Raw genomic sequence first — 14,610 nt, 5'->3', positions numbered from 1 at the left:
TATGAAAATTGATTTACTAATAACCTTTAGCGTTACAAAAGAAGAAAATCAAGAAGCAAGTAGAGCAAAAATTGAAGATATTCTTATTGACGGAGAGGAAATAAACTTGGCTTATTCTCACGTAAGGGACAAGGTATGGTTTACTTCTAAAAGAATCATAGCTATGGATGTTCAGGGACTTACTGGCAGCAAAAAGGAATTCAAGTCTTTTCCATATTCCAAAATAAGCTCATTCTCAATTGAAACCGCTGGTACTTTTGATGGAGATAGTGATTTTAAAATATGGGTGAGTGGTGTTGGCGTTTTTGAGATAAAATTCAGAAAATCATTGAATATCAAAAAGGTAGGTAAATTTTTAAGCGAAAAAGTTCTCAACTAACTATGCTAAGAAGAATTTTAAAAAAAGTGTTGTTGGCCGTTGTTTTGCTGATTGGAATGCTGGTAATAGCATACATCTTGTTCAATAATTTCTACCCAAGTCTTGGTGGTGATGTCACTAAAGAACGCCAGCAGGTTTATAAGCAATCACAACAGTTCAAAGAGGGCATATTTATTAATAAAAAGGCCGTTCCCAAAGAGTTGAGTTTTTCAAAATCACTGGACCTGGCCTATAAATTTTTCACGACCAAAGTCCCCAACGGACGCCCCAAAGAAGATTTAAAAGTAATAAAGTTAGATTCTGCTCATGTAGCTAATTATAATAGTAAAACAAGATTGGTATGGTATGGGCATTCTTCATTTTTGCTCCAAATGAATGGGTTGAATATCTTGTTAGACCCTATGTTCGGTATGGTTCCTGCACCTCACCCGTGGCTGGGCGATGACCGGTTTAATAAAGAAATGCCATTAGAAGTTGAAAAATTACCTCGTATTGATGCGGTCATTTTTTCTCATGATCATTATGACCATTTGGACTACGAAACCATTTTAAAACTAAAGGGCAAGACCAACCATTATTTTGTGCCGCTAGGGCTAGGAGTGCATTTAGAAGCTTGGGGAATTCCTGCGGACAAGATTACAGAGATGGATTGGTGGGAGGAAAAACAGTTGCATAACATAACATTGGTCTGCACGCCAGCCCAGCATTTTTCTGGAAGAAAATTAGATAACGGCCAAAGTACGCTTTGGAGTTCATGGGTCGTACAATCTAAAGACGAAAACATTTATTTTAGTGGAGATAGTGGTTATGCATCGCACTTTAAGGAAATAGGTGAGAAATATGGTCCGTTTGATTTGGCGTTAATGGAATGCGGACAATACAATAAAATGTGGCCAGATATACATATGATGCCCGAGGAAACTGCACAAGCAGGATTGGATATAAAAGCAAAAAAAATGATGCCCATCCATTGGGCAGGTTTCAAATTGGCACTCCACGATTGGAAAGACCCCATAAAACGTGTTGAGGCAAAAGCCTTAGAGTTGGACCTAAAGGTAATTGCACCTCAAATAGGACAAGAAATTATAGTTATGGATTCCGTTAGCACCTATACCAGTTGGTGGAAAAATCTTTGATGAGTATTAATTATATCCTCTAACCTCACCCATATCCAAAGTCATTGGTCCTAGCTTGTGGGAGGTCGGTAAGAAAGCACCACTTTCCATAATCTTCCAATTATCCCATGTCGCTTTTAGACCGCCTATGGGAATTATGCTAACCCACATTTGGTAACTTTCGGGTAATCCGTTAGGTCCTAAATGCCATAGGTACGAATCTCCGGGCGTACTACCGCCAGAAGAATACGTAATCATTAAAGCGCTAGAACCGTCTTCTAACATCACCAAACTGCGCTGTGTTCCGCTATCAAAAACCTTAAAAGGAGCCACTAGCCAAAAAGAGTCATTATTAAAGAAACCTTCCGCCTTTGCAATGAGCTCTTTTCGGTTATCGCCTATAACTTCAGCTTCATTTTCAAACACCTTACTTTTAGAAGTATTCTTTAAGTTGAGAAGTATCCGGTAGGCATCCCATTCCACATCAACCTCGCCATTTTCCTTATCCCACTTATACGAATGTGCGCCATTGGCAAAACTCCATTCTAAGTAGTGAGTTTCCGTATACGCTTTATTATTGATGGCTTCAAGCATTTTTTCTGCAAGGGCATCAGCTTCAGCACCAGGGGTTCCCGTTGGTAAAGGCTCATCATATAGCATATAAAGGATTCCAAAACCAATTAGAAGTATAGCGGCAAGGATTAAAATACTTTTACCAACAATTCTCAATATCTTCTTTACCATCTAGCAAACAATCTTAAATATTAAAACCCTACAGCAGTATCATCGCCACGGTGATCGGCTCCCCCTTCTAAAGTTCCGTCAGGCAATACACGAATGGCATCTACTTTACCAATAATAGGCGTGCGGTCCTCATTTATAATATATCCTTTGGACTTTAATTTTTTCTTTAATTGTTCAGAAAAACCGTCCGGTTCAAAAATAATCATATCCGGCAACCATTGGTGATGAAAACGTGGAGCATCTACGGCTTCTTGCATGCTCATATTAAACTCATACCCGTTTAAAATGGTTTGTGCTACCGCGGTAATAATGGTAGAGCCACCAGGAGTACCAACTACCATCCACAATTTGCCATCTTTTTCTACAATAGTGGGTGTCATACTACTTAACATACGTTTTCCTGGTGCAATGCTGTTAGCTTCAGCACCAACAAGGCCAAACATGTTTGGAACACCTGCTTTGGCACTAAAATCATCCATTTCATTATTTAAGAAGAAACCAAGTTCATCACAATAGAGTTTGGAACCGTAAGCTCCGTTTAGCGTGGTGGTTACCGATATAGCATTACCTTCTGCATCTACAATAGAGTAGTGGGTGGTTTCCATACTCTCGGACATTTGTATGGTTCCCTCCTTCATATCTTCCGACTTTGTAGCTTTATCAAAAGAAAAATCATCCATTCGTTCTTCCAAGTACGTTGCACTTAAAAGTTCTTTCATAGGAATACTTACAAAATCCGGATCTCCCAACCAATAATTACGATCGGCATATGCACGGCGAGCAGCCTCGGTAAACACTTGAATCGTCTTTTCAGAATTATGTCCAAAGTCCGCTATATCATAAGGTTCCATCATCTTTAAAATCTGATTGATAGTGACCCCGCCGCTACTGGGCGGACTCATAGAAATAATATGAAGGTCTTTGTAGTTGAAAGAAATAGGTTCTCTCCACTGGGCTTCGTACTGCTCTAAATCTTCTTCGGTAACGAAACCTCCGTTTTCTTGAATGAAGGCTGCTAATACTTTTGCCGTTTCACCTTTATAAAAGCCATCGCGACCATCTTTGGCAATACGTCTTAGGGTATTGGCCAGAGCAGGGTACTTCACTAAATCACCAGCTTTACAACTTATAGGAAAGGTAGTGACACTGTCATTTACCTCTAAAATAACATCTCGTACTTTTTCAAAGCGAGCTGCCTGTTTTTCGCTAATAATAACCCCACTATCCGCTAAAGCAATTACGGGTTCAAGTATATCCACCAAAGGCAATGAACCAAACTTTTTGTGAACTTCAATGATTCCAGCTACGGTACCGGGAACACCAACTGCTGTTGCGCCTTTTGTACTCATATCCGGAATTACGTTGCCAAGCGAATCTAAATACATGTCCTTAGTAGCGGATAAAGGTGCCTTTTCCCTATAATCCAAAGCTCCCGTAGACCCATCTGCCTTTCGGTATACCATAAATCCACCACCGCCAACATTTCCTGCAAAGGGGTAAGCGACAACCAAGGCCATTTCTGTAGCAACCATAGCATCAAAAGCATTACCTCCTTGTTTTAATATAGTTGCACCAATAGTGGAAGCTTCTTCGCGAGCAGAAACCACCATGGCCTTCTCAGCCACAACCCCAGTAGGTCTTGCTGGTTTAAGAGGTGCAGTTTTGCAGTTTACGAAAAGAAGGAGTAAAAGGGACTTGAGCAGAATTAAGCGTGTTGGTTTCATACGCGGTCTGGTTTGAAGTTATAATATTTTGAAAGTGGTTCTTTTTTACGTAACAAATTAGAGTGATATAAATTTTTGTTTGGAAAACACCACGAGCTCGGAAAAGAAAGCTGTAAACTCTTCTTCAAACTTTTCGTAATGTTCTTCAAGGTCTAAAATGGCAAAATTCATTTTAGATTTATTGTTCGTTCTGCGGTTCATACCGTTCAAAACCTTCGCAATGCCATCCATCTTAGAATAATTGTATATCCAATTATCGGAAATCATATAGGGCATCATTCGTTGCACGCCTAAGGGCAGGATAGTATAATTATCTTCCAACAGATCATAAAAATTTTCAACATAAATATCTAATGGGATATCGCAATAGGAACTCCAGTTTTTAGCTAGATAGTGGTCATAGAAAATATCTACGATTACTCTACTATAATGGCTATAATTTTTGTGTAAGCGTTTGCTGCTGATTTTAGGAATATAATGGGTGTCCGTAAACGTATCGATTTCACGATGTAGCATAATTCCTTGCTGGATTCGTTGCGGCAGATGTTCATATTTATTGGCGCGAATGCTATCTGCTATAAAGTTTCCCAAGGTAATTTCCTGGTCGCCAAAAGAAAGATAAATGTGTGCAAGAAAATTCATAGGTCCGAATTTACAAATTGCAAACATAGTATTTGTCTTAGACCCGTATATTTGTATAAACTATTAAGAATTTAGAAAAAAATGACTTTAATAAAATCGATTTCAGGAATACGTGGTACCATTGGCGGACGTTCTGGTGATAATCTAACCCCAATTGATGCAGTAAAATTCGCTGCAGCCTACGGAGTATGGCTAAAAGAATATTCCAAAAAGGATAAATTAAAAGTGGTTATTGGTCGTGACGCTCGTCTTTCTGGCGAGATGATTCAGAACCTTGTAGTTTCTACTTTAGTTGGTTTGGGTATTGACATAGTTGATCTTGATCTTTCTACAACGCCCACGGTAGAGATTGCTGTTCCAATGGAGAAAGCGGACGGTGGTATTATTTTAACCGCTAGCCACAATCCAAAACAATGGAACGCACTTAAGCTTTTAAATGAAAAAGGAGAATTTTTAGATGCTGCACAAGGTGCTAAAATTCTTGATATTGCAGAAAAAGAGGATTTTGATTTTTCAGATGTTGATGATTTAGGAAACATTATCAGAAACGATTCTTATATAGACATCCATATTGACGAGGTACTAGAGCTTCCTTTAGTGGATGCGGATACGATTCGCAAGGCTAAATTTAAGGTGGTGGTAGATGGTGTGAATTCAACCGGAGGCATTGCTATTCCAAAATTGTTGGAAGAACTAGGTGTTGAAGTCGTAAAATTATACTGTGATCCAACAGGACATTTTCCGCATAATCCAGAGCCTTTAAAGGAGCATTTGGCTGATATATGCGACTTAGTGATCAAAGAAAAAGCAGATTTCGGAATTGTTGTTGATCCAGATGTAGATCGTTTGGCATTTATTGACAATACAGGCGAAATGTTTGGAGAGGAGTACACTTTGGTGGCTTGTGCGGATTATGTTTTAGGCAAGACCAAAGGAAATACGGTTTCTAACTTATCTTCTTCTCGTGCTCTGCGGGATATTACCCAAAAACACGGTGGTACTTATGAAGCTGCTGCCGTTGGTGAAGTAAATGTGGTTACGAAAATGAAATCGAACAACGCAATTATTGGTGGCGAAGGTAATGGAGGAATTATTTATCCTGATAGTCATTATGGTCGTGATTCACTGGTAGGTTCTGCTTTGTTTTTAATGTTGATGGCAGAAAAAGGAGGTACTGTTGCAGAATTACGGGCAAGCTATCCTTCTTATTTTATGAGTAAAAAGAAAATACAGTTAACTCCAAGTTTGGATGTAGATGGGATTCTTAAGGCTATGGCAGATAAATATAAAGACGAAGAAATATCTACTATTGACGGAGTTAAAATAGATTTTGCCGAAAATTGGGTCCACTTAAGAAAATCCAATACAGAACCGATAATCCGTATTTATACCGAAGCTAAAAGTCAATCTGAAGCAGATACGCTAGCAGACCGAATTATTGGAGAAATTAAAACCGTAGCAGGTTTATAAGCTAAATTTTAATGAATCCAATCCCGCGAACGTGCTTAGGGTGTTACAAATGATGCAACGCTTGGAATATATGGGATAATTCTCATTTTAATTTCAAGCGTTTTTTTGATTTAAAGCAACAAAAACCGAATTTCTTCCTGTGACTTCAATACTGATTACATTGTAAGAAGTAAACAATAACCCCTTGCACAGTACTAGTTAGCTTTTGTCAAAATACTCAAGAGTACCTCACTGAGCAGGCTTAGTTAGCCTTTGTTAAAATCTTTAAGAATACCTCCCTGAGCGCAATCGAAGGGAGGTGTTTATCATTGAAACTCCACCGGAACCTTATCTCTATGCTTCCAGCGTCTATGCGTCCATAAATAGTACTCAGGTCGTTCTCTTATTTGTTGTTCAGCTAGACGCAGAAAGGTATCGGTAATTTCGTTCTTATCCGTAGATGCTCCAGCAGTGGTTATTGGAATGAACTCAGCTTTATAATAGCCTCTTTTTACTTTTGAGACTTTAAGAAAAACTACGGCAAGGTCCATTTTTCGGGCTAAACTTTCAGCTCCGTTAATTACCGGAACCTTGACGCCCATAAACTCAGTCCAGTACTGCGCGCGGTGCCAATGCGGAGTTTGGTCGCTTACCATACCAAAAATTCCTTTTACATTGTTCTTCCAGTTTACCAGAACCGTTTTGGCAGTTTCTTCTTTGGTAATTAAGGTTGTATTCCAGCGCGCTCTTACCTTTTTGACCCAATTATCAAAGTAACGATTGCTTACTTTTTGATATACCGCATAACCCTTAGATTCTACGTAGTTATTAATACTAACGTTCCATTCCCAATTGGCATAATGAGAACACACCACCAGAATGGTCTTTTCTTTTTCAATTTCTTGAATAACTTCAATATTTTTTACATCATAACGCTTCTCAACGTCTTTTTTGGTAAGGTTCATTGTTTTTACCATTTCCAAAAAAGCATCACACATATGGTGATAGAATTTTTTTTGAATCTCTAGTATTTCCTTTTCTTTTTTATCAGGGAATGCCAATTCTAAATTCGCCTTAACTATCTTTTTTCTATAGCCAAAAACATGAAAGACAAGAAAGAAAACAAAATCGGAAAATCCGTAGAAAAGCCGGTATGGAAGTATGGATATGATCCACAACAACGGATACGCCAAAATAAAAACAAGCAACTGCATGAAAACCTTTTAAGTAGGCAAATATAACTATATTTGAACCGAAATTAACTGCTCCATATGAACAACCTAGATATTGCCACCATAGTGGTAATTGCTGCAAATGTTTTAGTGTCCTTAAAAGGATTTAATGACACCTCGTTCTTTGAACGTTATAAATTTGGCATAGGTCAGATTCAAGCGGGTCAAAAAGACCGCATGCTTACCTCTGGATTTTTGCATGTAGATATTGCCCATCTTTTTTTCAATATGTTTACTCTTTACTTTTTTGCGCCCGTTGTCGTAAACTGGTTTGGTTCGGGTAAATTCATCGCTATCTATTTCATAAGCTTACTTGCGGGTAGCCTTTTGGCTATGTTTTTTCATAAAGACGAACCTCATTATAGTGCTGTAGGGGCAAGTGGTGCCGTTACAGGGGTACTATATGCCGCCATTTTACTGCAACCAAATATGCAATTGGGTATTATGTTCATTCCTTTACCTGTACCCGCCTATGTTTTTGGTATTGGCTATTTATTATATTCTATTTATGGTATGAAGAGCCGCCTAGGTAATATTGGTCACACAGCCCATTTTGGGGGTGCTATTGGAGGCTACTTGAGTACACTTTTGTTCATGCCTCAATTATTGGTCAACCAACCTGTAATGGTAGGGTTGTTGGCATTACCCATTATCATTTTATTTATAATGGCAAAAATGGGAAAGATATAGATTACCGTTCATCGATATTTCTTAGTAAAACTCCTAGTTAACAACTTTATTTCTGTTAAAAAGACAAGAAAATATACTAATAAAGGTATTTCATCGAAAAAATATAAGATAGGCATACAGTTCAACGTAGATTTACGTTCTGTTAGAACCCAAATCTAATAGCTTTAAAACCTACTTATAATGAAACGATTTTCATTTGTCGCCTTAGCGGCTATTGCACTAGCTACATCTTGTAGCGACGAAACCACTGTTTTTAGTGATACTGAAGACAATATTTCAATGGAAGGAAAGGAATCTGTTCTAGAGAATAGTATTATTTATGATGATGCAGGTGTTTTAGAAATAAACACTACAGAAGGAACTTTCAGCAAAACCTCAAAAACCGGTGAGGAGATGGCCGGTGATTATCCACTTACTTTAATTGCACGTGTAGATCCACCATCGTTTAGCGGAGCTGAAAATCTTACTGCATCCCATATTGATCTTGATGGGGATTATGCCTATGTATCCTACAATACCGTAGAAGACGGTTACGCTGGAGGTGTAGATATTATAGACGTTAGTGATCCAAATAATCCTATGGTTACCTCTAGGTTATACTATTCCAATGCTGATATCAATTCCATTGCTTATGACAATGGATACGTTTATGCCGCCGGTGGCGTTGATGCAGAAAAATCAGTTAAAGCTACGGCAAACTCTTTTGTGGTAAGAATACCTGCTTCAAATGGAAGACTGGATGTAAGCGGTGAACTTGTTTATGGTTTTCAAGAAGGCTTTACGGCTAACGATATAAAAGTATCGGGTAGCGGAGTTTTGGTAACCAGTGGTAAAGACGGTTTATTGACGTCTTACAATAGCGCTGATCTCTCTATTCAGAATGATATCTCTTTTTCTGATTTACGTTCTGTAGCTCACAATAGTGGTACCATAGCGGTATTGGATGCTAGCCAAGGTGTTAGCATAATGGATAAAAACTTTACGGTTAGTAAAGAAATAGCTATTAACTCGAATTTTGGGGACAACAGTAAGAGAACGATTGATTTTTCAGGTGACAAATTATATGTTTCCGAAGGGTCAAAAGGCGCTGGGGTATATAATATGACTAGTGGTGATTTAGTAGAATACATTCCAATTCTTTTAAATCCTGAAGGAACAGAAACAGAAAATATTGTAACCAATGCCGTAGCAATTAACGAAGATGTTTTGCTTATGGCCAATGGTGGTGCTGGTTTATGTCTTTCAGAAGAGAAAGATGGTCAAACAAACATAATAGGTGTTGTTGATCTAGATGGTTCTATAAACTATGTTGCTTCCAAAGGCGATTATATCTTTGCCGCTTCTGGTAAAGCAGGGCTTCAGATTGTTAAGTTAAACAGGCCAGATGAAAGTTTAGAAACGCGCTGTTCTGATTTATTATATTATGCTGGGAGTGCTAATTTATCCGTAAATCAAGGCGAAACCAAGGCTTTTACCGGTTCTAAATATTTTAGTTCAATTAATGTAAACGGGGCATTATTACTTTGTGGTACATGGGCCGTAAGTAAAAGTAGTTATATCAATAGCGATGGTTTGTTCGAAATGAACGGATCACTTTATATTGGACGAAACAATAATCGCAAAAATATTACCGTAAATAAAGATGCTACTTTAAGGATAGAGGGCAACTTGACCGTTTATGGAGATATTATCCTTAACGATGGTGCAACCCTAGAATTCATAGGAGATAGTTCTGTGGCCAATGTTTTTGGTAGTGTAAAAAAATTAGGGGACGCTAAAGTAATAGGTGATTTTAGAGACGTAAGAAACAAGTTCTAAAAACTTATTAAATTATAAAAAAAAGCCCCGAACGGATTTCCGTTCGGGGCTTTTCATTTCATTACCTTATTTAATTAGTTAAGAAGCTCAGCAATTTTTTGTTCTAAAGCGGGACCTCTAAGGTTTTTTGCGATGATAACACCATTTTCATCTAATAAAAATGCTGCAGGAATAGCATCTACATTGTATAACTTAGCAATTGGGTCATTAAAATAAGCTAGGTTAGAAACTTGGTTCCAAGTCAAGCCATCATCAGAAATAGCTTTTTTCCAAGCCTCTTCGGTTTTATCCAAAGAAACCCCAACAATGTTCAAACCTTTGTCATGATATTTCTTATAAACGTTAACTACGTTAGGATTCTCAGCACGACAAGGCTTGCACCACGCAGCCCAAAAATCAATTAATGTAACTTTGCCCAAGGCATCGGCAAGAGCTAATTCTTTTCCATCTGGAGTAGGAGCGGTAAAAGCAGGGGCTTTAGCACCTATTGCAGAACTTTTTTGACTTTCTTCTACTTTTTTCTGGGCATCTAATTTTTCAAGAATAGAAACAGCAGCTTTGGTCTTCTGAATTTCAGGAGAAAGTCCGTCGTACATTGCTTGGGCTTCTTCTCCCGTAACAGCACGCGCACCAATAGCCCTATCAATCAAAAGAACAGAAATAAGTGCATCTGGATGTTCTTTAATATAAGTAAGTTCAAAATTCTTATATTCTTCCTGTAGCTCCAGCATTTCATCCTTAAGAGAGTTTGCGGTAGCTTGATCCGCTCTTTGCATATCCTGCTGAATAGACTGTGCCTGGGCAGTTATTTTTTTAGACTTGTCCATATAATCCATGAACACTTCATTTTGTTTCGACCCCTTAACAGTTGCAAAACCTAAGCTATCCTTCTGTGCTTTAAGTTCAATATCTCCATTTTCTAGGATAACAGCTGTATATCCCATTAATTTATCTACAAAAACATAATGCATTTCAGGCATATCGGCAACACCGGTAAATGCAAAGGCACCATTCTCAATAGTGGTTGTATCAATATCTACAGGCTGTCCATTTTCGCCCATAGCTCTTAGAAATACTTTTGTTCCGTTTTCGACTTCTCCGGTAATATTACCTTTAAAGTTATAGCCTTCTGGCTTTGAATTACAGGCTACAAGACCTATTAAAATACAGATAGATAATACTACTTTTTTCATTCTATTTATTTAGATTGGGCAAATGTAGGTATATATCGGTACAAAAAAAAGCCCTTAACATTATGTGTCAAGAGCTTAGAAGTACGTTTTTCACTTATTTTATTTAGAACTGGTAACGGATACCCAAGGCTATGTCAAAGTTTAGTTTATTATCAAAATTTTTAAAACCTATAAGTCCTAGTTCGGGTCGGAAATCCAAGGAAACTACAATAGGCAAGTCCGGATTATATTCTACGCCTACATCTCCTGCAACAAAAACAAATAGTCCACCGTCTGGGTCTTCGGCAATAGTTGGATTGTTTTTATTGGGTATTGGTGAAAAATCTACACTTCCAAAACCAGCACCTGCCCCATAGAACCAATTAAATCCTTGGTCTATTTCATATACCCATTGGTAGACACCTGTTAGTTTAATAGCGTCAAATTCACGGCTGTCCCGGTATCCTAGGTCCAATTCAGCTCGCGTGTATCGTCCAATAGACCTTTGATAGGATATTTCAGCTCCAAAACCATCACTGTCACCAAGACGCAATCCTAATGCATTGTCTGCTATCTCTTGGGCTTGCATTGAAAGTGCTGTGAAGCAAAAGCAAATAAAAAATAAAAATTTCCATTTTTTCATATTCTTGTGATTTTTGGTTCTAAAAAGGGGTTTAACGTTCGCCTTTCAACCATAAAAACTTAATTTAGCGATCTAAATTGTTTACAGTTGAATAAAATTTTACTTCAAGAACTTGCTAATTCTCTACAAGGGCGCGTTTTATCGGATAGTTTAACAAAAACACTATATGCCACGGATGCTTCGGTGTATAGAAAAATTCCTACAGCTGTTACTTTCCCTGAGACCATTCAAGATTTAAAAACCCTAGTTCATTTTGCAACTAAACATAAAGTAGGTCTTATTCCCAGAACAGCAGGCACCTCTTTGGCAGGACAAGTGGTTGGAGACGGAATAGTTGTAGATACATCTAAGCACTTCACGAAAATCGTTAGTGTAGATGAAAAGAACAAACAGGTAACCGTACAACCTGGGGTAATAAGAGATGAGCTAAACCAATACCTTAAGCCTTATGGTTTGTTTTTCGGACCTAATACATCAACAGCGAATAGGTGTATGGTAGGAGGTATGGTGGGTAATAATTCATCAGGGACCACATCCATTAAATATGGTATTACCCGCGAAAAAATAGTTTCGCTAAAAACCGTTTTGTCCGATGGTAATGAGGTAGAATTTAAGGCGCTTACGGTAAGGGAATTTCAAGAAAAGAAGAGTTTAAACACTTTAGAAGGGACAATTTATAGGGAGATTTACAGAGAATTATCTTCCAAAGAAGTACAGCAGCGTATTTTTGAAGAGTTTCCAAAACCGGAGATACACAGAAGAAGTACAGGTTACGCCGTAGATGAGCTACTAAACACGAATGTACTTGGCGGAACCGATGAAAAAATAAACGTTTGTAAGTTATTGAGCGGTAGTGAAGGGACTTTGGCTTTTACTACCGAAATTACTTTTCAATTGGATGAGATTCCGCCGAAGCTTTCAGCAATGGTGGTGACGCACTATTACACTTTAGAGGACTGCCTTACCGATGTTGCGCCGGTTATGCAACACGATTTGCATTTGTGTGAAATGATGGATCGGGTAATTCTGGATTGCACCAAAAACAACAGGGAACAGCTTAAAAATCGGTTTTTTGTTGAGGGCGACCCAGCGGCGTTATTAATGTTGGAGGTTAAAGCACATACCCAAGAGGATTTAGAGCGTCAAATAAATGAGGTGCTTGCAACGGTAAAATTGTCGGGGCTTAGTTATTCCGAAGCCATATTAAGAGGCGATGATGTAAATAAAGCCGTGATTCTGCGTAAAGCGGGATTAGGACTGCTCGGAAATATGGTAGGTGACCGTAAAGCGGTGGCCTGTATTGAAGATACAGCGGTAGCCGTGGCCGATCTTAAGGATTTTATAGGGGAGTTCACTAAAATCATGGACGGTTATAAGCAATCTGCTGTTTATTATGCGCATGCTGGAGCCGGTGAATTGCATTTACGTCCTATTTTGAACCTTAAAGATTCTGATGATGTGGTGATGTTTAGAGACATTACTACAGATGTTGCCCATTTGACCAAAAAGTACAAGGGCTCATTTAGCGGCGAACATGGCGATGGCATTGTTAGAGCAGAGTTCATTCCTATTATGATAGGTGAAGAGAACTACCAATTATTAAGACGAATAAAATCCTATTTTGACCCTGATGGTATTTTTAATCCCGGAAAAATTGTAGATGCCTATCCAATGGATGAATCGCTTCGTTATGAAGTAGGCCGTAAAGAACCGGAAATCAAAACCTTACTAGACTTTTCGGATAGTGAAGGAATTCTAAAAGCGACTGAAAAATGTAACGGCGGGGGAGACTGTAGAAAAACAGAACAAGCTGCTGGGGCCATGTGCCCTAGTTTTCATGCCACTCGAGACGAACAACATACAACAAGGGGCAGGGCAAATGCGCTTCGGGAATATTTAACTACAGGGCAAAAGAAGAACAATTTTGACCAAAAGGAACTTAAAGCGGTTTTTGACCTTTGTTTAAGTTGTAAAGCTTGTGCTACGGAGTGCCCTAGTAATGTTGATGTCGCCACATTAAAAGCTGAATTTTTATACCAATATCAAGAAGCGAACGGCTATCCCATGCGGGGTAAACTGTTCGCCTACAATACCACATTGAATAAATTAGGAAGTAAAATGCCCGGGTTGACCAATGCGGTGTACGATTCTAAATTCTTTGGTGGTCTATTGAAAAAAACAGCCGGTGTAGCACCAGAAAGAAGTTTACCTAAGCTTTCAAGTTTTAATTTTAATGAACACCTTCAATCCATTAAAAATAAATGTACTAGCACAAAACAAAAAGTAATTCTTTATATTGATGAATTCAGCCGTTATTTAGATGTTGACTTAGGTAAAGATGCAATTGAAGTACTGACCAAACTTGGGTATGACATACAACTATTTTATGGAGAAAGCGGTAGAACGTACCTTTCAAAAGGGTTTTTAAAACAAGCTAAAAAATTAGCCTTGGCAAATATTCCAAAGTTAAAGAAGTTTGCTGACGAGGGTCTTCCGGTAATTGGTTTGGAACCTTCGGCCGTATTGACTTTTCGTGATGAGTACAAACGTTTTTATCAGGATGCGGAAACAACAAGTTCCATTGCGTTGAATACATTTTTACTAGAAGAATTTCTAGCCTTGGAGATACAGAAAAATGAGATATCATCAGAGTTATTTACAAAGGAAGCCAGAACCGTAAAGATTCACGCACACTGCCATCAAAAAGCATTAAGTAATCAAAAAGTTACTTTTGATGTTTTGAATCTTCCTGAAAACTATAAAGTTTCGATTATTAGCTCAGGTTGTTGTGGCATGGCCGGTTCTTTTGGATATGAAAAAGAACATTATGAGGTGAGTATGAAAGTTGGAGAGCTGAAACTTTTTCCTTCTGTCAGAAAATCTCCTGAGGATACTATTATTTCAGCTAACGGAACCAGTTGTAGGCATCAAATTTATGATGGTACAAAAAGGGAAGCCTTACATCCTGTGACAATTTTAAAAAATGCACTTATTTAGAACTT

12 protein-coding genes are annotated in these 14,610 nt (G+C 38.2%); 6 read left to right on the top strand and 6 right to left on the bottom strand.

Going from position 1 to position 14,610, the window contains the following annotated elements:
* Position 1 precedes the first annotated feature (1 nt).
* Positions 2 to 379 carry a PH domain-containing protein gene (locus KO521_RS08005; RefSeq protein ID WP_215939372.1) on the top strand — a complete coding sequence of 126 codons (378 nt, stop codon included), beginning with the start codon at positions 2 to 4 and terminating at the stop codon, positions 377 to 379.
* A 2-nt stretch (positions 380 to 381) separates the two neighbouring features.
* The gene (locus KO521_RS08000) at positions 382 to 1,515 is read left to right on the top strand and encodes an MBL fold metallo-hydrolase (protein WP_215939371.1); all 1,134 of its coding nucleotides are present in this window, start codon (positions 382 to 384) and stop codon (positions 1,513 to 1,515) included.
* Between the two features lie 6 nt (positions 1,516 to 1,521).
* Here the strand turns inward: KO521_RS08000 and KO521_RS07995 are convergent, their stop codons facing one another.
* From KO521_RS07995 to KO521_RS07985, 3 genes are read right to left on the bottom strand one after another with little or no spacing between them, the layout of a single operon-like run.
* Positions 1,522 to 2,238: a hypothetical protein gene (locus KO521_RS07995; protein WP_215939370.1), complete on the bottom strand. Its 717-nt coding sequence runs from the start codon at positions 2,236 to 2,238 to the stop codon at positions 1,522 to 1,524.
* Positions 2,239 to 2,258: 20 nt separating this feature from the next.
* Positions 2,259 to 3,962, bottom strand: a complete 1,704-nt coding sequence (gene ggt, locus KO521_RS07990) for a gamma-glutamyltransferase (protein ID WP_215939369.1) — start codon at positions 3,960 to 3,962, stop codon at positions 2,259 to 2,261.
* Between the two features lie 57 nt (positions 3,963 to 4,019).
* A complete protein-coding gene (locus tag KO521_RS07985) occupies positions 4,020 to 4,604 on the bottom strand; it encodes an ACP phosphodiesterase (RefSeq protein ID WP_215939368.1) in 585 nt (194 codons plus the stop codon).
* 81 nt (positions 4,605 to 4,685) lie between these two features.
* Here KO521_RS07985 and glmM point away from each other — a divergent pair, with 81 nt between their 5' ends.
* On the top strand, positions 4,686 to 6,074 hold the full coding sequence (glmM, locus tag KO521_RS07980; RefSeq protein ID WP_215939367.1) for a phosphoglucosamine mutase: 1,389 nt from the start codon (positions 4,686 to 4,688) through the stop codon (positions 6,072 to 6,074).
* A gap of 305 nt (positions 6,075 to 6,379) precedes the next feature.
* Here glmM and KO521_RS07975 read toward each other — a convergent pair whose 3' ends face one another.
* The gene (locus KO521_RS07975; protein WP_215939366.1) at positions 6,380 to 7,267 is read right to left on the bottom strand and encodes a lysophospholipid acyltransferase family protein; all 888 of its coding nucleotides are present in this window, start codon (positions 7,265 to 7,267) and stop codon (positions 6,380 to 6,382) included.
* Positions 7,268 to 7,324: 57 nt separating this feature from the next.
* Here KO521_RS07975 and KO521_RS07970 point away from each other — a divergent pair, with 57 nt between their 5' ends.
* Both KO521_RS07970 and KO521_RS07965 read left to right on the top strand, forming a co-directional pair.
* The gene (locus KO521_RS07970) at positions 7,325 to 7,975 is read left to right on the top strand and encodes a rhomboid family intramembrane serine protease (RefSeq protein WP_215939365.1); all 651 of its coding nucleotides are present in this window, start codon (positions 7,325 to 7,327) and stop codon (positions 7,973 to 7,975) included.
* Positions 7,976 to 8,155: 180 nt separating this feature from the next.
* On the top strand, positions 8,156 to 9,793 hold the full coding sequence (locus tag KO521_RS07965) for a hypothetical protein (RefSeq protein ID WP_215939364.1): 1,638 nt from the start codon (positions 8,156 to 8,158) through the stop codon (positions 9,791 to 9,793).
* A gap of 74 nt (positions 9,794 to 9,867) precedes the next feature.
* Here KO521_RS07965 and KO521_RS07960 read toward each other — a convergent pair whose 3' ends face one another.
* Entirely contained in the window at positions 9,868 to 10,986 is a 1,119-nt protein-coding gene (locus tag KO521_RS07960; RefSeq protein ID WP_215939363.1) for a TlpA disulfide reductase family protein, read from the bottom strand.
* Positions 10,987 to 11,089: 103 nt separating this feature from the next.
* Complete coding sequence (locus tag KO521_RS07955) at positions 11,090 to 11,608, bottom strand: hypothetical protein (RefSeq protein ID WP_215939362.1); 519 nt, start codon at positions 11,606 to 11,608, stop codon at positions 11,090 to 11,092.
* Positions 11,609 to 11,695: 87 nt separating this feature from the next.
* Here KO521_RS07955 and KO521_RS07950 point away from each other — a divergent pair, with 87 nt between their 5' ends.
* Positions 11,696 to 14,605, top strand: coding sequence for an FAD-binding and (Fe-S)-binding domain-containing protein (locus tag KO521_RS07950; RefSeq protein ID WP_215939361.1), 2,910 nt, complete (start codon positions 11,696 to 11,698; stop codon positions 14,603 to 14,605).
* The last annotated feature ends 5 nt before the right edge of the window (positions 14,606 to 14,610 follow it).

This window comes from Zobellia uliginosa (genome assembly GCF_018860745.1).
In the GTDB taxonomy this organism is placed as follows: Bacteria; Bacteroidota; Bacteroidia; order Flavobacteriales; family Flavobacteriaceae; genus Zobellia; species Zobellia uliginosa_B.
Note: the sequence above shows the minus strand (reverse complement) of the source record. Positions and strands in the feature narration are given on the sequence as shown.